Source organism: Pseudomonas sp. NBRC 111132 (assembly GCF_001320565.1).
GTDB classification, from domain to species: domain Bacteria; phylum Pseudomonadota; class Gammaproteobacteria; order Pseudomonadales; family Pseudomonadaceae; genus Aquipseudomonas; species Aquipseudomonas putida_P.
Genome location: NZ_BCBI01000034.1, coordinates 1 through 23,374 on the forward strand (window position 1 = coordinate 1; position 23,374 = coordinate 23,374).

Annotated in this window: 13 protein-coding genes and 5 tRNA genes; 11 read left to right on the forward strand and 7 right to left on the reverse strand. The window is 59.8% G+C overall.

Features of this window, described 5'->3' with window-relative positions; genetic code table 11:
• Window positions 1–17: 17 nt before the first annotated feature.
• Window positions 18–1,229, reverse strand: coding sequence for a pyridoxal phosphate-dependent aminotransferase (locus APH35_RS16865; RefSeq protein WP_012271123.1), 1,212 nt, complete (start codon window positions 1,227–1,229; stop codon window positions 18–20).
• 166 nt (window positions 1,230–1,395) lie between these two features.
• Between APH35_RS16865 and msrB the strand changes: the two genes are divergently transcribed.
• Window positions 1,396–1,791 (forward strand): peptide-methionine (R)-S-oxide reductase MsrB, encoded by a 396-nt coding sequence (msrB, locus tag APH35_RS16870; protein ID WP_012271124.1) that lies wholly within the window; start codon window positions 1,396–1,398, stop codon window positions 1,789–1,791.
• Between the two features lie 13 nt (window positions 1,792–1,804).
• Complete coding sequence (locus APH35_RS16875) at window positions 1,805–2,293, forward strand: glutathione peroxidase (RefSeq protein ID WP_012271125.1); 489 nt, start codon at window positions 1,805–1,807, stop codon at window positions 2,291–2,293.
• On the opposite strand, the gene APH35_RS16880 is transcribed toward APH35_RS16875, so the two are convergent.
• Window positions 2,283–4,640 (reverse strand): hybrid sensor histidine kinase/response regulator, encoded by a 2,358-nt coding sequence (locus APH35_RS16880; protein WP_012271126.1) that lies wholly within the window; start codon window positions 4,638–4,640, stop codon window positions 2,283–2,285. The two genes, APH35_RS16875 and APH35_RS16880, sit on opposite strands and share 11 nt — an antisense overlap.
• 76 nt (window positions 4,641–4,716) lie before the next feature.
• Between APH35_RS16880 and APH35_RS16885 the strand changes: the two genes are divergently transcribed.
• Together APH35_RS16885 and APH35_RS16890 are read left to right on the forward strand one after the other, a co-directional pair.
• Window positions 4,717–5,604, forward strand: a complete 888-nt coding sequence (locus APH35_RS16885) for an ATP-binding protein (protein ID WP_012271127.1) — start codon at window positions 4,717–4,719, stop codon at window positions 5,602–5,604.
• Window positions 5,605–6,087 carry a GAF domain-containing protein gene (locus tag APH35_RS16890; RefSeq protein WP_060494485.1) on the forward strand — a complete coding sequence of 161 codons (483 nt, stop codon included), beginning with the start codon at window positions 5,605–5,607 and terminating at the stop codon, window positions 6,085–6,087.
• Between the two features lie 158 nt (window positions 6,088–6,245).
• Here APH35_RS16890 and APH35_RS16895 read toward each other — a convergent pair whose 3' ends face one another.
• Complete coding sequence (locus APH35_RS16895; protein WP_060515129.1) at window positions 6,246–7,013, reverse strand: hypothetical protein; 768 nt, start codon at window positions 7,011–7,013, stop codon at window positions 6,246–6,248.
• 333 nt (window positions 7,014–7,346) lie between these two features.
• On the opposite strand from APH35_RS16895, the gene APH35_RS16900 reads away from it, so the two are divergent.
• The 5 genes from APH35_RS16900 (at window position 7,347) to APH35_RS16920 (ending at window position 7,906) form a co-directional block, all read left to right on the forward strand.
• A tRNA-Glu gene (locus APH35_RS16900) sits at window positions 7,347–7,422 on the forward strand.
• A gap of 2 nt (window positions 7,423–7,424) precedes the next feature.
• Window positions 7,425–7,500 (forward strand) — tRNA-Gly (locus APH35_RS16905).
• Window positions 7,501–7,591: 91 nt separating this feature from the next.
• Window positions 7,592–7,667 (forward strand) — tRNA-Glu (locus APH35_RS16910).
• A gap of 3 nt (window positions 7,668–7,670) precedes the next feature.
• Window positions 7,671–7,746, forward strand: a tRNA-Gly gene (locus APH35_RS16915).
• Window positions 7,747–7,830: 84 nt separating this feature from the next.
• Window positions 7,831–7,906 (forward strand) — tRNA-Gly (locus APH35_RS16920).
• Between the two features lie 108 nt (window positions 7,907–8,014).
• Here the strand turns inward: APH35_RS16920 and APH35_RS16925 are convergent.
• The 4 genes from APH35_RS16925 to APH35_RS16940 form a co-directional block, all read right to left on the reverse strand.
• Window positions 8,015–9,097: a fimbrial protein gene (locus APH35_RS16925; RefSeq protein ID WP_012271130.1), complete on the reverse strand. Its 1,083-nt coding sequence runs from the start codon at window positions 9,095–9,097 to the stop codon at window positions 8,015–8,017.
• Window positions 9,094–11,619 carry a fimbria/pilus outer membrane usher protein gene (locus APH35_RS16930; RefSeq protein ID WP_060515130.1) on the reverse strand — a complete coding sequence of 842 codons (2,526 nt, stop codon included), beginning with the start codon at window positions 11,617–11,619 and terminating at the stop codon, window positions 9,094–9,096. Before APH35_RS16930 ends, APH35_RS16925 begins: the two co-directional genes overlap by 4 nt.
• Before the next feature lie 259 nt (window positions 11,620–11,878).
• Window positions 11,879–16,948 carry an RHS repeat-associated core domain-containing protein gene (locus APH35_RS16935; protein WP_060515131.1) on the reverse strand — a complete coding sequence of 1,690 codons (5,070 nt, stop codon included), beginning with the start codon at window positions 16,946–16,948 and terminating at the stop codon, window positions 11,879–11,881.
• Window positions 16,945–18,180, reverse strand: a complete 1,236-nt coding sequence (locus APH35_RS16940) for a hypothetical protein (RefSeq protein WP_156341221.1) — start codon at window positions 18,178–18,180, stop codon at window positions 16,945–16,947. Before APH35_RS16940 ends, APH35_RS16935 begins: the two co-directional genes overlap by 4 nt.
• A gap of 252 nt (window positions 18,181–18,432) precedes the next feature.
• Between APH35_RS16940 and APH35_RS16945 the strand changes: the two genes are divergently transcribed.
• Window positions 18,433–20,244, forward strand: a complete 1,812-nt coding sequence (locus APH35_RS16945) for a hypothetical protein (RefSeq protein ID WP_060515133.1) — start codon at window positions 18,433–18,435, stop codon at window positions 20,242–20,244.
• A gap of 127 nt (window positions 20,245–20,371) precedes the next feature.
• Entirely contained in the window at window positions 20,372–23,359 is a 2,988-nt protein-coding gene (locus APH35_RS16950) for a hypothetical protein (protein WP_156341222.1), read from the forward strand.
• The last annotated feature ends 15 nt before the right edge of the window (window positions 23,360–23,374 follow it).

Sequence of the window (23,374 nt, forward strand, 5' to 3'; positions counted from 1 at the left end):
AAAAATCCCGTCGGACCTTACTGCGAATACCCCTTCAGGAAATTGCCAATCCGGCCAATCGCCGCTTCCAGGTCGTCCACCCGAGGCAAGGTGACCACGCGGAAGTGGTCCGGCCACGGCCAGTTGAACGCCGTACCTTGCACGATCAGCAGTTTTTCCGACAGCAGCAGGTCAAGGGCGAACTTCTCGTCGTTGAGGATCGGGCACACCTTCGGGTCGATGCGCGGGAATGCATACAGCGCACCCATCGGCTTCACACAGCTCACCCCCGGGATATCGTTGAGCAGCTCGTAGGTGCGGTTGCGCTGTTCCAGCAAGCGGCCTGGCGGCAATACCAGGTCGTTGATGCTCTGGTAGCCACCCAACGCGGTCTGGATGGCATGCTGGGCCGGCACGTTGGCGCACAGGCGCATGTTGGCCAGCATGTCGATGCCTTCGATGTAGCTCTGGGCGTGGTGCTTGGGCCCGGAGATGATCAGCCAGCCAGAACGGAAACCCGCCACTCGGTACGACTTGGACAGGCCGTTGAAAGTCAGGCACAGCAGGTCGGGTGCCAGCGAGGCGGTGCTGATGTGCACCGCTTCGTCGTACAGGATCTTGTCGTAGATCTCGTCGGAGAACACCACCAGGTTGTGCTGGCGGGCCAGCTCCAGCATGCCCAGCAACAGCTCTTTGGAGTAGACGGCGCCGGTCGGGTTGTTCGGGTTGATGATCACCAGGGCCTTGGTGTTCGGGGTGATCTTGGCCTTGATGTCTTCAAGGTCGGGGAACCAGTCGGCCTGCTCGTCGCACAGGTAATGCACCGGCTTGCCGCCCGCCAGGCTCACGGCGGCGGTCCACAGCGGGTAGTCGGGGGCCGGGATCAGCACTTCGTCGCCGTTGTTCAGCAGCGCCTGCATCGACATGACGATCAGCTCGGACACACCGTTGCCGAGGTAGATGTCCTCGATGGTGACGCCTTCGATTTCCTTTTGCTGGCAGTACTGCATCACCGCCTTGCGCGCGCTGAACAGGCCCTTGGAGTCACTGTAGCCCTGGGCGGTGGGCAGGTTGCGGATCACATCCTGGAGGATTTCATCGGGCGCCTCGAAGCCAAACGGCGCCGGGTTGCCGATGTTCAGCTTGAGGATGCGGTGGCCTTCCTCTTCCAGACGTTTGGCGTGCTTGAGCACTGGGCCGCGAATGTCGTAGCAGACATTGGCGAGCTTGTTCGATTTGCTGAACTGCATGATGGGATCCCGATATGAGAAAACGCGCAACCCATGCCGAAAGGTTTGAAACGGCAGGAAGCGGGTGCCAGACTGAACGCCTGGCACACGAAGCCAACTAATATACGTGCCACCCGCGCCCCGGAAAAGACGCGCGGGGTGAAATTCAGCCTGCCGAGGTCCCTACATGAAAAAGATCGAAAAAACCCTGGATGAATGGCGGTCGATGCTCGACCCTGAGCAATACCAGGTATGCCGCCTCAAGGGCACCGAGCGGCCATTCAGCGGCAAGTACAACAGCGAACGCCGCGACGGCATCTACCACTGCATCTGCTGCAACCTGCCACTGTTCGACGCGCAAACCAAGTTCGACTCTGGGTGCGGTTGGCCGAGCTTCTACGCGCCGATCGAAGACAGCGCGATGATCGAGATCCGCGACACTTCCCACGGCATGATCCGCACCGAAGTCACCTGCGCCCGTTGCGACGCGCACCTGGGGCACGTGTTCCCCGATGGCCCGGCACCGACCGGCCTGCGCTACTGCATCAACTCGGTGTGCATCGACCTGCGCCCACGCGACTGACCGGAGCCCGACCATGGCTGCATCGATGCTGGACATCCCCTGCGTGACCCTCGGCGGTGAGCACAAGACGCTCGCAGACTACCCAGGCAAGGTGCTGCTGGTGGTCAATACCGCCAGCCAGTGCGGCTTTACCCCGCAGTACAAGGGCCTGGAGCAGCTGTGGCAAACCTACCGCGAGCGCGGCCTGGTGGTGCTGGGCTTCCCGTGCAATCAGTTTGGCAAGCAGGAACCGGGCGATGCGCGTGAAATCGCGCAGTTTTGCGAGCGCAATTTCGGTGTGAGCTTTCCGCTGTTTCGCAAGATCGAGGTCAACGGCCCCGGCACGCATCCGCTGTACGTCGAACTCAAGCAGCGTGCACCGGGCTTGCTCGGCTCGCAGAAGATCAAGTGGAACTTCACCAAGTTCCTGATCGACCCTGCCAGCGGTCAGGTCACGCGCTATGCCCCCACCACCAAGCCACAGGCCCTGGAAGCGGACATCGAGCGCTTGCTCAGCCGTTGAGCGGCACCCAGTGGTCGATCAGGGCCAGTAGCTCTTCGCGGCGAAACGGCTTGGCCAGGTAGTCGTTCATGCCTGCCGCTCGGCAGCGTTCGCGCTCCTCGGGCATGGCGTTGGCGGTGAGGGCAACGATTGGCAGTTCGGGCCAGCGGCCGCTCTGTCGGATGCGCCGGCTGGCCTCGTAGCCATCCATCACCGGCATGTTGCAGTCCATCAGCACCAGGTCGAAGTCGTCATGCTGCAACAGTTCCAGCGCCTCGGCGCCCTGGGTGGCCAGTTGCACCTGGCAGCCAAGCTTGGCAAGCATGCCCTTGGCTACCAACTGGTTTACCGGGTTGTCCTCTACCAGCAGAATCCGCGCGCGGCCTTGCTCCAGGGTAATGGCCGGGGTGGCCAGCGGGTGTTCGGGCTCATGGCCTTGCAAGGTGCGGCGCAACGTCTGGTACAGGGCGTTGCGCGCCAGTGGCCGGGCCAGCTGATGCAACGGGGCCAAGGCCAGCGACTGCTCGTTGGGCAGGAAGTTGCCGTAGGCGGTCACCAGCAGTATCGGGGTTTTCAGTGCCTGGCGCAGTTCGAACAGGTGGTCCACATCGTCGCTGATCAACAGGTCGATCGCGGCGCCGTCCAGCGTGGCGCTGCTGTCATGGCGCTGGTAGGTCAGGCCCCAGGCGGGCAGCAAGTTCTGCAGCAGTTCATCAAGCCCGCTACCGCCTGCGCTCAGGGCGGCCACGTGGCCATGCAGGGGCACCGGCGGGATGGCTTCGGTGTGCACGGCCAGCGGTAATTCGGCGGTAAAGCAGCTACCAAAGCCCGGCTCGGAGCGAATGTGCAGGTGGCCCTGCATGGCCTTGCACAGGTTGCGCGTCAGCGCCAGGCCCAGGCCGGTGCCGCCGTACTGGCGGGTAATGCCGGCACCGGCCTGGGTGAAGGGCTGGAAGATGCGCGCCTGGGCCTCTTCGGGGATGCCGATGCCCGTGTCACGTACCTCCAGGCGCACACCGCCGACGATCGTCACCAGGCGCACATCGACGCGACCGAAGCGGGTGAACTTGAGCGCGTTGGACAGTAGGTTGCTGACGATCTGCCGCACCCGCGTGGGGTCGCCGAGCACGCTGCTAGGGAAGTCGCTGGCGATAAGGCACGTGAGTTCCACGCTTTGCGCGGTGTTCTGCGACAGCAGGTTGGCGGTGTCTTCCACCATCGACCCCATGTCGAAGGGGATACGCTCCAGCTCCAGCTGGCCAGCATCGAACTTGGACAGGTCGAGAATATCGTTCAGCAGCTCCACCAGCACCTTGCCCGAATCGTGGGCAATTGCCAGTTGCTGGCGTTGTTCACTGGGCAGCGGGTTGTCCAGCGCCAGGGCGATCATGCCAAGCATGCCGTTGAGCGGGGTGCGGATTTCGTGGCTCATGTTGGCCAGGAAGGCGGCGCGTGCCTGGGCCATGTCCAGCGCGCGGCGGCGGGCTTGCTCCAGCTCCTGGTTGGACAGGCTGAGGCTGCTGTTGCTGGCTTTCAGCTCGTCGGTGCGCGCCGATACGATGTCTTCCAGTTCGTTCAGGTACTGGGTCAGGCGGTTTTCTGCCGTGCGCCGCTGTTCAATTTCGGTGGCCATGCTGACGAACTGCTGGTTGGCGACCTTCACCAGCACGCCGATTTCGTCGTGCTCATGACCATGCGGGCATTCCAGGCGCGTTTGCCGGGGTTTGCGCGGGTCGCTGCCGCTGAGCGCACCGATCACCGTCACCAGCGGCTTGGTCAGCATCATGTAGAACAGCGCCAGCAGGATGCCGGTCAGCACCAGGCTGCGGGCGAAGCCGTTGAGCAGGGTGATGCCGGCACGGTCGAGAAAGCGGCTGCCGAAGGCGTAGGTGTCGACGTCCAGATACAGAGTGCCAAGGTATTCCTCTGGCATATGGGTCAGGAACAGGCGCTCTTTGAACTGGCGCTGCTCACCAAACAGGAAGTCGCTGAGGAGCCGGTAGCGGTCCTGCAGCCTTGGCCGCTCGACATCGGCCAGCACCGTTTCGTTGTTGTCGATCAGCCGGGCGCGGATGATGGCCGGCGACTGCAGCAGGCCCCGGGTGAGCTCCAACGCCAGCTCGGAATCGATGTTGTAGGCAATGCGCGAGGCCGGGTTGTGGCTGATTTGCAGCAAGGCGCGCACTTCACGGTTGATGGACGCGTCTTCGCTGGCATAATCGATGCCGATCTGGATGAGACTGAGCAATGTTCCCAGGATGAAGCCGACCAGGACTGTCAACCGGGCTTGCTTGTATGACAGGCGATTGGTGAACTTGATATCCATGAGTCCCGAGCCGGTTTCACGTTCCTTGCGCTGCGCAAGCATAGCCGAATAGCCCCGGCAGCTGGCGGGCCTGTCACACATTCAGCTGGAAATCTCACCTGTCTTGTTAGGAGTCGTCATGGACGCTCGCTTGATTGCTTTCCTGGACCGCGCCGAATCGGTACTGGCGCGCCTCGAACCCCTGTTGCCGGCACCGCGCCCGAACATCGACTGGGGCACCACCCTGGCCGCCCGCTGGCAGCGCGATGGCCGCAGCGGCTACCTGCTACCGCTGGAAGTCAGCCTGGACATCCGCCTGACCGACCTGATCGGCGTCGACAAACAACGTGACCAGCTAGGGCGTAACACCCACCAGTTCATCAACGGCCTGCCGGCCAACCACGCGCTGCTGTGGGGCTCGCGCGGTACCGGCAAGTCGTCGCTGGTACGCGCCTTGCTGGCCGAGCACGCCAGCGCCGGCCTGCGCTTGATAGAAATCGAACGCGACCACCTGGCCGACCTGCCACGGGTGGTGGAGCAACTGCAGAAGTTGCCGCAACGCTTCATCTTGTTCTGCGACGACCTGTCGTTCGAAGCCGGGGAGGGCGACTACCGCGTGCTCAAGAGCGTGCTCGACGGCTCGCTGGAGCAGGCACCAGACAACGTGCTGCTGTATGCCACGTCCAACCGCCGCCACCTGGTGCCGGAGAAAGAGAGCGACAACGAGAACTGGAAGCGTGTGGACGGCGAGTTGCACCCCAGCGAAGCGGTGGAAGACAAGATTGCCCTGTCTGACCGGTTTGGCCTGTGGCTGTCGTTCTACCCGTTCACCCAGGACCACTTCCTGAATGTTGTCGAGCATTGGATCGGCCAGCTGGCACGCTCTGCGGGCCTGGCCTGGCAGCGTGACGAACAACTCGACATCCTCGCCGTGCGCTGGGCCACCGGGCGCGGTAACCGTAATGGCCGTTGTGCCTATCAGTTCGCCCGCTATTGGGTTGGGCTGCAATTGCTGGAGCAAAAGTAAATGATCGACATCAATGCCAGTGGCGCAGGCCTCGACGGCTACAACCTGCTGGCAGCGCAAGTGCAGGCACTGTTTGCCGACGAGCGTGATTTCATCGCCAATGCCGCGCAGTTTTCGGCGTTTCTGTTTAACCAGGTGGACGACCTGAACTGGGCGGGGTTCTACCTGAACCGAAACGAAGAACTGGTTCTGGGGCCGTTCCAGGGCCAGGTGGCGTGCGTGCGCATTCCATTCGGCAAGGGCGTGTGCGGGGCAGCGGCGGCTACGCGGCAAACCCAGCGGGTGGAAGATGTGCATGCGTTCCCAGGGCACATTGCCTGTGACAGCGCGTCCAACAGCGAGCTGGTGATCCCGTTGGTCAAGGAAGGCAAGTTGATTGGGGTGCTGGACCTGGATAGCCCGAAGGTTGGGCGGTTCAGTGAAGCAGATCAGGTGGGGTTGGAGCGGTTGGCGGCGATCTTCCTTGAGCTGACTGACTGCTGACCACTGTCCAATGGCCGGCGCTATCCCTGTAGGAGCGGCCTTGTGTCGCGATGGGCCGCAAAGCGGCCCCGGCGACTTCAGCGTTAATGCATAGATCCGGGGCCGCTTTGCGGCCCATCGCGACACAAGGCCGCTCCTACAGGGGAACGGCGCAGGGCTTAGTCGTACATCACCTTCTTCTTCCAGGTTTCCTCTTCATCGGTCTTGAGCCCGTCGGTCAATTCGTTGTGCTCGTCCTCGGCCGGGGTCATGCGGTCGAGCACCTGGGCGTTGGCGCGGGCCAGCAGTTTCTCGAGATACGTGAGCTGCTCTTCATACACCTTCGGCTCCGGTTGCTTGCGCAGGTATTGCACGCCGCGCTCGAACGCCAGCCGCGCCTGGCCGGGCTGGCCTTTCTGCAGGGCCTGCTGGCCGAGGTTGTTGAAGAACTCGATATGCAGCAGCACCAGGATATGGCGAATTTCCTTGATCCAGTGCTTGGCCTCGGGCGTGGCCAGGAAGCCTTCCTGGGCCGCACGGGTCACCTGGTTGTGCATGGCCTCCAGCAGGAAGCGCACGTCCTTGGCCTTGACCTCGGTGTGGATCGGGTTCGGTGGGTTGTTCACCGGTACCTTGTCGCCCAGTGCAATCAGCCCTTCCAGTTCGGCGATGCGCGCCTTGAGTTCGGCATTGTATTTGTCCACCGCCAGCAGGCGCTGGTTGAGGTTCATTTCCAGGCGGGTCAGCAGCAGCTTGAGGGCCGGGGTCATGAACTGGCCGGGGAAGGTCTCGGTGATCTCGCCACAGCGGCGCAGGCGGTCGGCCAGTTCGATCTTCGTCCGGGCGCGTTCCAGCTTGCCGTTCTCGACCACATTGTTGAGGTAGCCGATCACGATCAGCAGCGCGATGCCCGCCACGATGAGCAGGGTGATCAGAAGTGGTGTCACCGTTAATGCCTCATGAATAGGTTTGCATTATTGAGTGTAGGAGCGAGCGTGCTCGCGAGAGGCCCAGGCAGCCATTCTCTTTTTCTATCGGCAAACTGCGCCATGACTGGATGCTGGCACATTAATGCTGACTTGACGCCAGAAAATCAACGGCAAACGCCTGTGGGCTGCCTGAAACAGCGCTGGGTATACCCGGAAGTCATTGATTTAAATAAATTTCTACAAAGGGGTTGACGCCTGTACCAACCATCCATAGAATGCGCGCCACTTGCAGCGTAAAGCACACAGCGAAACGCGGCAGGGAGTGAAAGCAAGCAGTAATGCTTGTAGCGTGTCCCCTTCGTCTAGTGGCCTAGGACACCGCCCTTTCACGGCGGTAACAGGGGTTCGAGTCCCCTAGGGGACGCCAATGCGGGAATAGCTCAGTTGGTAGAGCACGACCTTGCCAAGGTCGGGGTCGCGAGTTCGAGTCTCGTTTCCCGCTCCAGTTTCTCCGGCAACGCTTAACGGCGGGGCAGGAAAAGAAAACCCAGGCTGAATCGTGAGGTTCAAACCTGGTGCACTGAAAAGTGTTGTGTGTCCCCTTCGTCTAGTGGCCTAGGACACCGCCCTTTCACGGCGGTAACAGGGGTTCGAGTCCCCTAGGGGACGCCATTTGCGGGAATAGCTCAGTTGGTAGAGCACGACCTTGCCAAGGTCGGGGTCGCGAGTTCGAGTCTCGTTTCCCGCTCCAGTTTAAATACTGTGGCGTCTATGCGGTGCAGTGGTGGTGAAGGTCTTGATGGCGCTTCACGCCGTAGCGGTAAAGTTTCACAATGCGGGAATAGCTCAGTTGGTAGAGCACGACCTTGCCAAGGTCGGGGTCGCGAGTTCGAGTCTCGTTTCCCGCTCCAAACATGTAACGCAAAAAGGAACCTTCGGGTTCCTTTTTGCGTTTTTGCGTGCCTGATTTTTGCGCCCCGCCTGTGCGAACATCGCGTTCGCGCAGGGCAGGGCTGCACTCAGCGATAACTGATGGTGAAATCGAGCGCGCCCTTTGCCACGCCAGGGGTCACCCGATCGTTCGTCTGGTAGAAGTGCGCACGATAAGGCAGGCGGGTTACAGGCAGCTGAAGCCTCTGGTTGGTCGATACGTGCTCTGCCAATGGCACGGGAACACCACTGTCATCGGTTATCTGGATGCCAATACCGGTCGCCGTCGAACCGTTGCCCAAGCTGAACAGGCCCAGTTTAGGGTCGATGGCGGCCGAGCCATCGGTGCCTGTCAGGTAGATATAGGCCGTAGCGGTACTTGAGTTGGGGTCGTCCTCGCAGTCACTCAGGGTGATATGGAACGGCATGCTGGTCGTGGTGCTGCCCCTGCCCGGGAAGTCCGCCACGGTATGGCTGCCCAGATCGACCGGGTCGGCACTGACCGCATCGCTTTTCAATGTGCACTGTGCCTGGTTCAGGTTGCCGCTGATTCGCAGGCGGAAGGCGTCAGGCTGATCTGAGGTGCTGCCACGGGCTACTTCTTCATCCAGCAAGACTGGCCCGGGCGCCATGGCCCCGATCTTGACCAGTGTGACGGTCATGCTGATCGGACCGATCAGGATCGGGATGGCCATGCTGGCCATGTTGGTGCCGCGGTAAGGCAGGAAGGTGTCGCCCGTGCTTGAGCTGAACGTATTGGGTGCCCCGCCGCTGAACGGGTGGCCCAGTTCGATGACGGCACCAACCCCCGGGGTCCGGGTTCTGATGATGCTATTGGCGAAGCGCCCGCTGCCAAGTCGCACTGGCACATCGTAGGCAAACGGCGCGGTGTAGTCGGCTTGCGCTTCCAGAAGGCGATCGGAGCTGTTGTGACAAGAGACAGCCCTGTTTGCCGGGTCGGAGGTCACGGGAACCCGCAGTCGAGTGATTTGGTCGCCGATCGGCAAGTCCCTGGGCACCCACACATTCTGGAAATCTGCCGTGAAGGTGGCAGGGCCTGGGCCATTGTTGATGACGCAGCCTGACGCAGCGTGGGCAGCCGGCAGGTGAATGAAGGGCAGGCTGACCAGCAGCAAGGTGGATAGCAGGGTGAGGCGATGGGTGGCGTTCATTGGCGGTTCCAGTCGGAAGAAGCTTCGCAGCGCAAGGTTTGCAGGCGATAGCCTTGTTCAAGCGGCAAGGTGGCGGGGGTGATATCGAAGCGGCATTGCTGCTCGCTGCCCGCCGTCCACCTGGCCAGCAGTTGCTGCTGCTCGAGGTGGGTGGCGACCAGTGCCTGGCCGCCTTGGCCGACCACGGCCAATACCTGGCCCTGGGCATCGCTGACCTGTGCGCCGAAGGGCAGGGGGCGGTCGTCTGCTTGCAACAGGGTCAGTACCAGGCGGTTGACCCGGCGCGCCGGGAACTTGGCGAGCACCACGGCGCCGCGGCGTGGCACCACCTGCGTGGTGCCGTTGTCGATTTCGATTTCCGGGTCGAGCTGGTCCAGTTGCAGTACCAGCTGGTTGGCCCGATAGGGGCGCATGTACGGTGCCAGTGCATAGCCCGCAGGGTTGGTCTTGCCCTGTTGTGCCTGGCCCACGCCAACCCCTTCGATGCCCGGCACATGCACCACGGCATTGGTTTCACCCATGAACGGCGCCAGCAGCATGCCGCCGCCGTGCGCCAGCAGGGCACCGCTGCTGCTCAGCGATAGGTTGCGGTAATCGGCGGACTCGCTGTAACCCATGCCGTAGTTGGCATGGCTGCCCTGGTAGGCCAACGACAGGCTGCCACTTTGCTGGGTGTCGTTGGCCAGCGTGGCGCGGTAGTTCAGGCGCCGGTCATCGAAGTGGCCACTGAGGCTGGCGCGTTCGCTGTGCTTGCCAGCGCTGTGCTGCATGTCGAAGGTCGCGCTGGAGGCGTGCTTGAAGTCCAGGGGCAGGCTTAGGCTCAGGCCGATGATGCGGTCGTTGTGGCGCGACGAATTGAGCGACTGCGAGGCGAACAGGTTGAGGCTGATATTGTGCGGTAGCTGCGTGTTGTATTGCGCCTGGTACTGGCGCCGTTGCAGGCTGTTGTGCCAGTAGTCGTCCTGCGACAGGGTCAGGCTGAGGCTGCCGGCGCTGCCGAAGTGCTGGTACACCGAGGCTTCCAGCCGGCTGCGGCGGTTGCCCAGGTAGTGATCGGAGGCGTTGCGTTGCTGCACCACCTCGTCATAGTCGCGGTAGCCGACAGTGGAATAGCGATAGCCGGCGAAGCGCAGGTTGGTTCCGCTGTCGAAGGCCTTGCCGTAGCGGGCCGAAAAACTGTTGCCTTGCACTTGGCCCAGTGCTGGGCCAAGGTCGCTGGTGGCCTGGGTGGCGTCCAGCGATAGCGCGCCAAACGCCCCGAAGTCGCGCGCAAGGCCCAGGGTGGCGGCGCGGTAGTAGTCACCCCCGAGCACGCCAGCGTACAGCGTGCTTTCCCACCCCATGCCGCGGGCCAGCGTGCCTTGCCACAACGCGGGGGTGTCGGCCTCGTATGCGCCGTGGTAGCGGCCCAGGGCCAGGTCGTAGCGCCACACGCCTGCGCGCATCAGGTTGCCCAGGGTGGAGTAGGGTTGGATGAAGTTGCGCACCTGGCCATCGGCTTCGGTCAGAACCACTTCCAGCTCACCGCTGCTGGCGCCCACGGCCAGGTCGTCGATTTCGTATGGGCCAGGGGCGACGAAGGTGGAATAGAGTGGGTAACCGTTCTGCAGCACCTCAAGCTTGGCGTAGGTTTGCGCCACGCCGCGCAACACGGGGGCGTAATTTTGCATGGCGTCTGGCAGCATCTCGGTGTCGGAGGCCAGTTTCACGCCTTTGAACGGCAAGCTGCGGAACACCTCGCCTTGAGTAAAGGTTTCGCCGAGGGTGAGGGTACCCCAGCGTGCCGGCAGGTCGCGTTGGGCATAGGTATTGGTGCGCGTCCAGCGCAGCTCGCCCTGCCGGTTTTCGCGCAGCGCCTGCTGGCTGCGCAGACGCCAGCCGTACAGGTTGACGCCGCTGTTCAGGTACAGGTCATGGCTGTTGTGGGTGCCGTTACCGCGGCGGTTGCTGTGCTGGGCCGAGGCCTGGTAATTGACGAAGGCGGCGTTTATGCCTTCGTTCCAGTGGTGCTCGGCAATGGCGCCGCTGGTATCGCGGCGCAGGTAGGACTGTGGTATCGACAGGTTCAGGCGCAACTTGCCCGCATCCAGGTCGGCACTGGCGCCGGCCAGTTGCGTGGGCAGGTCGATACAGTGGCCTTCATCGCCGGGTTGCCTGGCGCCCAGGTGTTGTTCGCGCACACCGATTTCATCCAGCAGATCGGCACTCAGGCATGGCGCCAGGGTTTGCCCATCGCGGCTGTCGTCGAGGGTGATGTCCCGTTTGCCCAAGGGGCTGAGGTTCAGGTACAGCTCCAGGCTGTAGCGGCCGGCGGCGAGTGGGCGCTGCTCGGCCAGGGCACGCAGCGCGAGGGCGCCGGCATCGGCGGGTTGGCCTGGGCTTTGGCGAATGAAGCCGGGCTCGAACTGCAGGTCGGCGGGGGCGGCCAGGGCCGGCATGCTCAGCAGGCTTGCGCTGAGAGCGGGAAGGGTGGAAAAGCGCAGGCGTGACAGCGCCTGCTGGTGTTTGAAGGGCTTGAGCATGACAGATGCCTGGTTTGGACATTGGAGCGCGGCGGTTAGGCGGTGCTGGCGGTGACAAGCGAGGCGTTTGGGGTTGGAATGAGGCGGTCGCTTGGTGGGGCGGAAAGATAAGGAGAAAGTTGGGGGAGGACTGTAGGGCTAGTCTGGGGGGGGAGGGGATAAGTCGATGTGTTTTTGGGTCAGGATGGTGAAACACAAAAACCCGTAAGAAGAACGGCGCTGCAGATGATATCTGCAGCGCCGAACCTGTTGGCGCTAGTTATTTTTGAAGCGTGTTAGCAAACGCCTGGGCAGCTTTTGAAGTAGCGAAGGTGTTAGTACGTGCCCCTCCTGGAATGGCTGATTTCACCCTAGTCCCGGTGACCCTGAGAAGTCTGGAGCTACTAATTGGAGCCAAGGGAACACCCATGATGTCCGTTTGCTCCAGCTCAACCGTGATCAATGAGCCACGTGGTGATGTGTCGTAGTCAGGGGTTGGTTCAGGTACGGCACGTTGTGGCAAAGCTGGAGATGGAGGTGGATTACGATCCGCGCTCGATGAGCGCGCAGACGGCTGATTTATGTCCGCTGGCAAATTGTGCTCTACTGGTGAAATGTCATCTGTTTGGGCCCCGTTGCTCCTTGTGCTGTTACGCCGTAGGCCCCCGTCACCGGCACCCCCAGCATCCCCCACTTCGGCAACGCTTTGCCTCCCGGCCGCAGCACGTTTGTCGAACCCTGCCTTGAGCATCCCTGCCGTCAACGTCATCGTGCCGATGATGGACAGTGACATAGACGCGATGCCCAATTTCTTTTTCTTTTCCGGGTCTTTCACAAACTCCGCGGCAACCTGTGTAGCCGCCGATGCAAGCGTTGCGGTGATACCTACCGCCAGTACGCCAATGACGAGCGGGGTGGCGGCACCTGCGGTCATCACGGCAAAGCCAATGGTCAAGCCTATGTTCATTACCAAAACGCCAATGTTCAGCCAGAACTCAGCCCCGCGCTTCTGCTTCTCTTTCACCGGGTCATCGTTCGAGCCCCAGCCGCGGCTGTAATGCCCGGTAGGGTCCTGCCACATGACCGGGTTGCCCAGGCAGTACACGTACGGGTTGATGCCCGCCAGTTCAGGGTCCAGGTTATCCGGGCTATGGAAGCGCATCAGGCTGGGGTTGTAGGCACGGTAGCCGCGCCCCAGCAGGTACCAGCCCAGTGCCTGCTCGCGCGCTTCGGCATTGAAGCCCAGCAGGCCCAGCAGCTTGCCTTCCTGCACCTCCCCATAGGCGCTGTAGTTGGCTTCATGCACCTCATCATTGGCCGCGCATTCGCCGATGACGCTGTTGTTGTTGCTGGCCATGTACAGGCGTGTCTCGTTGCTTTTGCCCGACTGTTGCAGCCCCAGCGGGGAGTCGCCTGCAAACAGGTACTCGGTGAGCAAGCCATCGCGCAAGGTGCTGCTGACCCGATAGCCCTCGTAACGCCGTTGCTCCTCGGCCTGCGCACCGTGGCGCACGCCCAGCAGTTGCCCGTGGCCGTCATAGCGGAAGTTGGCCAGGGCCGTGCCGCCCGGTGCCGCAGCGCTGGCCAGTTGGCCGGTATCCTCGTCGTACACCAGGCGGTTGCCCTGCTCGTCCTTGAGCATGTTGCCATCGGCGTCGTAATCGTCCTCGCTGAACTTCACCAAAGCGGGGTAATCGGCTGTCAGCGTATGGCTTACGCTTTTCAGCTGGAACGGTGAATCTTCGAAGTATTCGTAGAACGCTTCGTCGACTTCGCCATCCGCGAACTCGCTGAGGCAAAAGTAGATATTGTCGTACGCGTCGAACTCAAACGCCTGGTTGGTGATTGCACGGCCCTTGCTGTTGGTAGGCAGCGCGCTGCCTTCACACCTGTGGTTGTACAAGCGGTCACGGTCATCGTAATCAAAGCGCTCCGTCAGCACCGCCGTACCGGCTTTGATCAGCGTGCGGCTGTGCAGCATGTTGTCGTCGCGCCACACTTGTTCGAGCGCGCGCTCATCGAGGGTGGTGTCAAGCCGGCTCAGCTTGAGGGTGCGCGACGTTTCCCGGCCGCGGTGGTCATAGGCCTGGGTGCACAGCAGTTTCTGCGGGTTGGCGGCCTCGGCGTTGTTGGTGGTCAGCGTGGTATGCAACAGGCCTGCACTGTTGTAAGTGAATACCGCTTGCAGCGTGCCTTGGGTGATCGAGTGCAGCCTGCCAAGTTCATCGTATTCGTATGCTTTTCGGCTGTTGTCGCTGTCGCTGCACGTCAGCATGCGCCCTTGCAACGAATAGACGAAGTCGCGCGTGTAGACATCGCCCGATTGTTTGTCTGCCCAGCTTTCACTCAGCAGGTAACCCTGGTCGGTGTAGCTGTAGCTGCGTGTACCTTGCTCGTTCTGCGCTTCGGTAATGGCTGCGGAGGCCATGCTGTACTTGAAGCTGGAAGGCTTCTGGTTTTTCCCCGCTGTGATACGTGTTGGCGCGGTGCCGACCGCCAGGTCGTACTCGTAGTTGAACGTGCGGCCAGAGCCCATGATTCGCTTCTCTGGCAGCAACTGTGAGCCGCTGTACTCGCGCGTTTCCTGGTGGGGGCCAACGGTCACTTTGACCAGGCGGTCGATATCGTCGAACTCGCGTCCACACACCGAACGCCCTTCATCGTTGCGTTGCGGGTGCAGCAGCAGGGTGGTCGCCAGTTCATCGGTGCTGTGGTGGGCAAACTCCCGGCTCAACGCCGAGCCGTCCGCGCGATCGGTGCGCTGCATGCGCCCCCAGATTTCGTACCTGTAACCGGTGGTGCGTTTGTGTTCGGCACGTGCGGTGTGCTTGCCGCTTGCCGGCACGCCGAAGGTATAGGTTTCTGCGACGCTGCGGCCAAAGCCGTCATAGCTGTAGGCGCGTGTCGATGCCGAGGCACCGTGCTCATCCAGCGTTTGCACCTGTTCTGGTTTGTCGAAGCGATTGAAGGAGGTGGTGCTCTGGCTATTTCGCACACCGGGTTGGTCCGGGTACTCCTCCCAGGTGGTGACGATATCCCCCTCGGCGCCGAACGGGGAGCGGTCGGTGAACACGGTCACCCCGTCCGGGCGCACGGTAGCGCAACGGTTACCCCAGTTGTCGTATCGATGCTGGCTGGTCAAGGCCAGTTCGCGGTCGGGCAGTTGGTCGTAGGTGGTTTCGTTTTCCAGCTGGCCGAAGGCGTTGTAAGCGGCGGAATAAACCTGATACGTCTGTTGTTGCCTGGCCTTCGAGGCCACCGCCTCGCATACCCGCTCTTCCTTGATGATGCGGTTGAGGCCGTCGAACAACACGCGGCTGATTACGCCCAGGTTGTCTTCGGTTTCCTGAAGGTTCTGCTCAGCCGACACGGCATAGCGATAGCGGACAGTGGCGCGCTTTTCGTCATCGTCCGGTGCGGAGGTTTCGCTGGTCAGCCGATTGCTTGTGTCATAGCTGAAGCGCGTGACCGTGTCGTGAATGTCGAGGTTTTCCAGCACCTGGCCTGTCAGCGGATGCTGGCTCTGTTTAGAAACCTTCTGGCTCAGGTTATGCCCGATGGTCGTCTGGGTGGTCTGCAGGACATCGCCCAGCGCCTTGTGCGAGGAGAGGCTGAACTTCCACTCAAGCGTTGTGGTGGTGTCGGCCAGCACTTTACCCAGCTTCGTCCCATCATGCTCGGCATGCAGTGTAGTTTCACGTTTGCTCATGCGGCCGTGGTAGTGAGCATTGCTGGGGCTGCTGAGGTAGGTCCGTTTGACCGTGCTAAGGGCGCGCAGGGCCTGCGGGTTGGCGGCGTCCGTCAGCACTTCCTGTTCGATGGCCAGCCATGTCGAGGCGATTTCGCCGTGTTCGGGCAGGTCGATGCGACCCTGCAGGGTCCCCAGCGCACAATAGGTAAAATCGGTGCGTAGCACGGTGGCGCCTTCTACCACGTTGGCAAGCGTGCTCGGGTAGACCGTCTGGCTTTTTACATGCTTCTTGAAGCCGTTCGGATCAGCGGGGCATTTGCCAGGTTCGCCGTTGGCGTCGTAGTACTCCAGCACGGTGTACCCGCCATCCTGCTGAATTTCCTTGGTGAGGTTACCCTCTCGATCGTATTCGGTGGTGATGGTTTCAAAGCGCTTTTTGTTGGCATCGTCCTCCATTTCCCAAGAGGTCGTTACCGTATTCGCCATCAGGTAAATGGGCGGCTGTTTGCTGAAGGGGTCGCCCAACTCGCCGTGATAGACGATTTGGGTTCGGGTGACCTGTTTGCCCTGAGCGCGGGTTTCCTGGGTGCTGCGGTGGAAGCGGTCGTAGTGGGTGGTGACGGTGCGGTCAGCCTGGCCCGGGCAACGCTGGGTGGTCTTGCACCAATAGCTGTAGCCTGGGTCGACAACGTCGTACAAATTGTCGCGCCCGTTGTTGCGCCAGGTAATGGTGCTGCCATTACCCATGAAGTTTTCAGTGGAGTAGTCATAGTCCGTGCGCATTTCCGGCTGGCCTTGCCCTGGCTGAACGCGATGGCGTTTGACCCGTGGCAGCTTCTTGTCGACGCCCGGCAATGCATGGCCAGGATCCCCGTCGATGCCGTATTCGATGTGCTCCACGGCGCCTGTGGGCGAGACCACTTTGGTCACGCAGGTCTGCCCATGCACGGTCTGGTAGTCGAATTGCCACTGAGTCTGGTCGGGCAGTACCACATTCTGCAGTTGTCGCCCCTTGAACTTCAGTACCTGGCTGGCTTGCACATCAGCGGCGCCAGGGTACAGGGTGAACTCAGTCGTGCCGCCGTAGGCGACCTGCAGCAACAGGCGGCCTTTACCTGCGCCATCGGGATGCCCGCTGTGTACGTGCGTCAAGCAAAACCAACCCGGGGTAACCGAGTTACTTGCGTAGGTGAGTTCGATCCAGTGCCCGGAGGGTGCGTAGATGCGCGTCGGCAAGGCTGCACGCTGTGCGCCCGCGCCCATCTCTTCGAGTATTTCGACCACGCCGCTACGGTGCACGACGCGGAAGCGCCCTTCGCCATCCTTGTGGAAGTGGAAGGTATCGAGTTTTTTCTCGCTGATGCTCTCGATGCCGTCCACGGTGAACTGTTCGCCGGTAAACAGCGACAGGGCGCCACCGCCTTCAGGGTAGGCATGCTCGACAAAGCGGGAAAGGTTCAAATCCCATCCTTCGCCATACCCGACATCGCCCGCGGCCATTGAGTTGTAGGCCAGGTTTAGCGAGAAACTGGCACCGGCGCCGCTGTCGGCAACCAATTCAGGAATCGCGATGCTCAGCCCATATTGGCCGGTACGTGGGTCGACACGCTTTTCGACGGCGAAGTTATTGGCATTGGAGTGCGCGGCCATGCTGCTCATGGGGTCACCTGCGTTGTCGGGTTGGTTGGGTAGAACAGCTGGCCGCAGCGGTATTTGGTAGGGCCATTTTCGTCGGACTTGTGCGCGCGGCCGATCATGACTTTGCCAAGGCCACAGGTGAAATCGGAATTTGACTCCTTGACTTCCTTCTCCCAATCACCGGGTACGACGATCATTTTGTTTTCGACAGCTTCCGTGTCTTTGTAAAGCGTGGCGCAGCGGTAGGTGGTGTACCCAGTTTCATCGCCTTTATGGCCGCGCCCGACCATCACGCTGTCCGTCGGGCACGTGAAGTAAATGGGGTCGACCTTATCTTTGTTGTAAGTAACGGCTTCTGTACAGCTTTTGTCGGGCTGTTTTTCGCTCGTGCTTTCAGGTTTGCGCCTGCCACATTCAGAGATCCTGGCGGCGGTATAATCCTGTTTAATCACAATCTTCACCTTCCCATCGCCTTTCACGGTCTGGCAGGTGTATTTCGTCCAGTCATCTTCATGATCACCGTGTTCATCGCCACTGTGCGCACGGCCGACCATGACTTCGTCGCTTGCGCAATCAAACTCGTGGTCGTGTTCTTTTTCTATCGTGGTGGTCGTCTTTTCGCCCAAGGGCACAGGCGTGAGTGTTGGTGTGTTGGAGTCTTCGGAAATGTTTATTTGCAGGCAACTCAGTTTCCTAGTGATTCTTCCTGCGTCATTGTGGGTTTTGGCGGCCAGTTTGAAACCGACAGGTTTTTCGCCGGCATCGTTGCTGTGGTCAATGTATTTGCCTACCTCGAACTCTGCCAGGCGGTCAATGCCAATTTCAGGGAGTTGCGAGGGATTGCGCGTCGTCTCCAGTCGGATAACGAAGCTTTTGTTATCTTCGGGGTCGTCCTCTGTGTAAAACGTATCGTCTAATTTCGTGTCGCACAACCAATCATCGGTCAGCAGGATTTCTGCGGAGGAGGGAATATCGTGCATCACGATATCGCTGGGCTTGATGTCATAGCAATTACCCACGCCTATCCCCCCGCGCTCCGCCACGGAGAGTTTTAATGTTTTTCCTGCACCGGCTGGGGGGATATCAATGGTGCAACGGCGTTCTCCAAAGTCTCCGGTTGGCGCTGAAATCAGGGTAATTGTACCTGCGCTGGCATAGGGGGTAATTAAGCCACAAAAAATGAACGTTAACGTCAAGAGAAGAGGCGGGGATGGGGCGCGGTGGGTACGGCTTCCCCGTGTTGTATTTATCATGGTCGAACTCCGTTGTTTATTGATCAAGCTGCTGATTAGCAGGCCACTCCTCGCAGGGATGGCCCGGTAACGCTCAGGCTAAAACAGCTGGATTCGGTTGGCACCTGGCATAAATAACAGGTAGGGCGCAGGCCCAGCCAAGACGTGCAGTGCCGCCGGGCACGGGCTTGGGCCTAGTATTTTTGCCAGTGGTCGAGCACCGGTTGCAGGCGTAAAACTTGGTTCCGGCAAGCCTGATATGGAGTAAGAACAATGATTTCAAAAGCGGAAAACCGCGCGATCGACAGCGTGGGGGGGGGCGCAACTTTCATCCATCCCAAGCCGGTCATTGAAGGGTTGACGCAGAGCCTTGAAGTGGACCTGGACCGCTTGGGTAGCGACAGCCTCAGCGCCGTTATTCGAGGGGCAGGGCTGAGTCTCGGAGACCGTGTTTATTCCAATTGGTTAGGGGTGGATCGGGAGGGTGTCCCATTTGACTTGGTCAGGGAGGTCACCCTGGTACAAGACCCGGATAATGTAGTTTTACAGATAGACAATCGGACCGTGACGAATGCCAGTGGCGGTTATGCGTTCCTGTCGTACCAAGTTAATGATGTGACAGCGCCAGAGTCCATGCGGCAGTTTTGTTATGTGGGTGTGCGTGGCCCCGGTAGATTGCCGGTGGTGCAGGTACTGCAATCGCACGGTTTGAAGATCAATAAGGATGAGTTGCAGCAGCATGCCCACGTGGTGACGGCTGCTTACCAGGCCATTCAGGATGGTGATCAGGTTACATTGACAGTTCGACGCTTCAGAAGTACGGGGTTGGAGTTGTCAAAGCTGGAAAAGTCATTGCGCCCGGAACAGAAGTTCAACGGTGAGCCGTTGGAATGGTTGATACCCAAATCGGACCTGAATACAGTCGATGTGGGTGGGCGTCTTGAAATGAGTTATACCGTTAAACTCAAGGACGGTCGCGAACTTGCACCCTCGCGTACGCAAACGTTCTTGATCAGCGACGCAGTGGACACGGGTACATTATTGCCCGCACCTGAGGTGGGCAATGGTGGTGGTAGCGAAATTGATCCTGGCAACTACCCAGACGGTTTACCGATTATCATCGACGGTTATCCGCAGCCTGCCGTAGGTGACTATTTGCTGCTGGCCTGGGTGTTGCCGTCGGGCGAAGCCAGCGTGCAAGTTATTCGTCTGGATGAAAGCAGCCTGGTCGCCGGGCGATTTTCCCTGCTGATCGAACCGGCACTGTTACTTGCCAGCCTGGGGGCAGTACAGGTTTTTTACCAGTACGCGCGTGAAGGCGCCTCGTTGACGTCACACGCAGTGCCACTGGACGTGACGGCGCCTCGCGCAGTGCCTCCCATGCCTACTGTCAGGGACAGCACAAATGCCGGTGCGGCAGATGAATATAATATCAATGCCTGGGATATCAGGAGAAATGGGGCCTACGTCCTCATCCCCAGCGAAGCCGATCTGCGCCCGGATGAACACGTTGAAGTGCACTGGCAAGGCGACCCGAACGGTGGCCGAACAATCATTCAATACCCAGATGCGGAAGGCCCGTTGGTATTCAACGTGCCTGCCGAGTTTGTCCCGGCCAATATGGGTGTCACGCCGTCCAAGCGGTTCGAAGTTTTTTATCGGATAGTGGAAACGAATACAGGGCTTCATTGGGATAGTAAAGCGGTGAAGTTGCTGGTGTTGCCGGTGGATGAAACACGGTATGAACGTATTGATTGCCCGGATGCAAACGCCGATGAAGAGCTGGTGTTGGTGCCCGCGGGTGGCAGGCTGAAGTTGGAACCCTGGTTATTTATCAAGAAAGACCAGCTACTGAGCATTCACCTTAGTGGTATAGGGGCTGGGTCGGTACCGGTAACGGAAGTGTTGCGCGATCAGGTGCCGGTTACCGAGTTGCAGGTGAAAGAGGGTGTAGACGATTTACTGACTCATGAGCTGTTGAGCAAGCTACAGCCGGACCAAAAATTTTTGGTTTGGGCCAGTGTCAGTTTCGATGGCGTCCAATGGACGGACTTTCCGAAACTAGACCTGACGCTCAAGGTATGAAGGTGAGCGTTGTCGGGATGCGCTCGGTTATTTGCCGTGTTGAAACAGTGAAGGAACGGCCACTTAAAGCGGGCCGCTTGAATTTATTTGCAGGGCTGAACAGGCTCGATGAAGCGAGGGATTGGTCGTGACAAACCTTACTAAAGAACAGATACTCCAGCAGCTGGCTGGCGGCACGGTCATGGCGGGTTGGTCTGCTATTGCCCAAGTGGGGCGAGATCAGATCAACCAGTTATTGTCGGACCAGTGGCTACAAAGCTATACCAATCAAACGTTCATCGAACCCATGAGCATGGCGTTTGACCTGGACGAGGGCGGCCAGTTGCGTGGCGAGTTTCGCAACCTGGTATTTGGCCCGCCACAGCTGTATTTCGAAGAGGCCAACTTGCTGTCGGCCGTCACGACCGTGCGAATGACCCTGCTCTCGGGCGATTACATTCAGCATGCTTATTTGCCGGGCAGCCCGCCTGTACTGTTGCGGGCTCACAGTGTGAATGAGGCCATGCGCTATGCGGTCAGCGCGCACATAGAGCTGAAACTGCAGCAAAGCGTGAGCGGGCAGTATACCCAATTGGTGCTGGCGCTTTCAGATGCCCGGACCGATACGCTGCAATGTGACCTGGGTACCACCGACTATGCATCGAAACAGATAGGCAAAGCGGTTTACGACCATTGGCTCAACCAACCTAGCGCTCGCCAGGTCTATACCTTGGTCGAGTTCGATGGCGAAGATTACGCGTCGATGTCGCCCAAGAGCATCAAGGTTTTGACCCAGAGGGCACCTTGGGGGGCCAAGACAGACAAACTGTTCAAGGACAAGGCCGCTAGCGAAGGCGATGGCGCGGTGGTGTTGATGATGCAGTTACGCTCGCATCTGCTGCAGGGCACGCTTCCGCAACCCGGCAACAACTTCCCCTATCTAAGTCCCGGCACAGCCGCCACAGGGGCCGAGCATTCATGCTCGCTGTTGCTTGACCCAATCAACGATCGCAAGCGTGGCGAGCCATTGGCTCAGGTACTCAGGCCGGTACGGATACCCAACGCGTATCGCTACACGTACGAAGACGCTGACAAGTACGAGCCAGCCGATGTGGTCGGCTTTGGTCAGATTTCGCCCACAGAAAACACCTACCGGGTAGACCCAGCCACGGCAAGTACCGTGGCGCAGGGAAGCGTGCCCTTCGCGCTCAATGGGGTTACGCCCGTCACGGCGTGGGCAACCGCTAACCTGAGGAGTGTTTCTGCCAGTGGCACAATTAGCGCCGCCGGCATTTATTCGTCGGGCGATGCAGATCGGTTCATCGCCGATAGCCAGGTTTCGGTGGTGACGGGGCAGTACCTGGATGGCAGTGGCAGTGAGCAGTCACGTAGTGCGGTGGTGGTCGAGCACGTCAAGCCGGTGCAGATATCCCCTCGAATCATGGTCACCGGCGCCAATGGAGTGCCGATCGAACTGTCTGCCTCAAGCGTGAATGGCGGTACCCTTAAGTGGGATAAGATCGATACACCGCAAGCATTACGCGCTTCACGAGGACCGGGACGGGCCGGTAACCTCGACAAGCGCGACCACAGCAGCGCATACGAGTTGGACCTGGGCAGGTTGGAAGACCTGGGTAATGGCAAGGCCCGTTTCACGCCGGCAATGATCGAACCAGGTAAACCCGAAATCCTGTTCCAGGTCATTCGCGTCACGGATACTCGAACGAACGCCTATGCCGAGGCGACAGTGGTAATCGTGAACTGGCCCCAGCGCTATTTTGTCGAGCCATTCTATGTGGCGGGCTACAAGCCCAACGCCACCGTGCCATTCAAAGTCACGGATGCGCCCAGCGACCTGACGTGGCATGTGTTTGGAGAAGGTGATGTAGACCAGAACGGTGTCTATACCCCCCCCGAGAACGCCCAATTGCCGGTTACCGTAGTAATGGCCGATTACAATGACTCGCGGAACGGGTACGCAATCATCGAACACCGACCGGTTGCAACCGCCGCACCCGTGGCCAGTAGCTGGGATGGCCTTCTCAGGTTTGCCGTCGAACTGCTCAGCGTTGGCAAATGTTTTGCCAACGGTATGCAGCAGATTGAAGTAAGAATAACCATCGAGACAAAAGTTGATAGGCCGGGGGTTATTTCGCCACCGATCAGCGATAAAGAACTCGCCAGCCTCAAACTGTACAACGTTGAGGGCGGCAAGGTGCTTGAATTCCTACCTGACGGTGAAGAAGGCCTTGAACCAGGCGACGGCCCTAAAAATTGGGTCGTGAATAATAGTGCCAATCGGGTGGGATCACGTACTCAGGTTATGCAGGGCAGCGCGCGAGGGGAAGACAGTACCCGATACAAGCGGTTTTTCCTGCAGAGTACCGCCGTTGGCACGCTGGAAGTGGCTGCCCAGTTCAAAGGTGACGATAATGCAGTCTATCGCTCTACCGATTACGTCGACGGTACCCAGAAAGTAACCGTGGTTGCTGAGTCCGTGCCTATTTTTTCCAGGGATGCCTACACGTTCACGCGTGTCCCGGTGAAAGGCTGGGAAGGCGTGGGTGATGAAGACTTTCACAAGGTAGACGATACCACCGACTATTGGATACTGGCGGGAGCAAAAGATGATGCCTTCCAGACACTGAAGTTTCTCAGGCTGAAGTTCGAAGACGACAGCCCCGTGTCGACGATGCGCTGGGAGTCTGATCAGCGAAGGGAAAAGTACTGCAGTTTTACCGGTTATGCGTTCACCCCATTTGTTCGTGAGAACAGCCAGCTCGGTAACGAAACAGACAACCCAGAGGACCCTGAAAAATACCTTGTACATGACGGCTTGTTGCAGGCGTTGGTGCAATACCAAACCCAGCTCGATACCTATTTGGATACAGAGCTGCTTGATGACTATAAAGCTGCGGCGGGCGACGTTTGTTTTGCTCTGCACCGGGTATCGGACCTGCCTATTATTTACGACAAAGAAAACCCCATTGAAAGGCAGTGGCGAGCCGAACTGGAAAAGCCCTTGTCGTTCCGCCTGATGGATCAGAACGGTAATTGGCATAAGCTCAGGGTTTCATTCCATTTGGCGAATGGTCTGCAGGGTAGTCGCGACAAGCTGACTTACGCGATCAACTAATCAAATGTATTATTT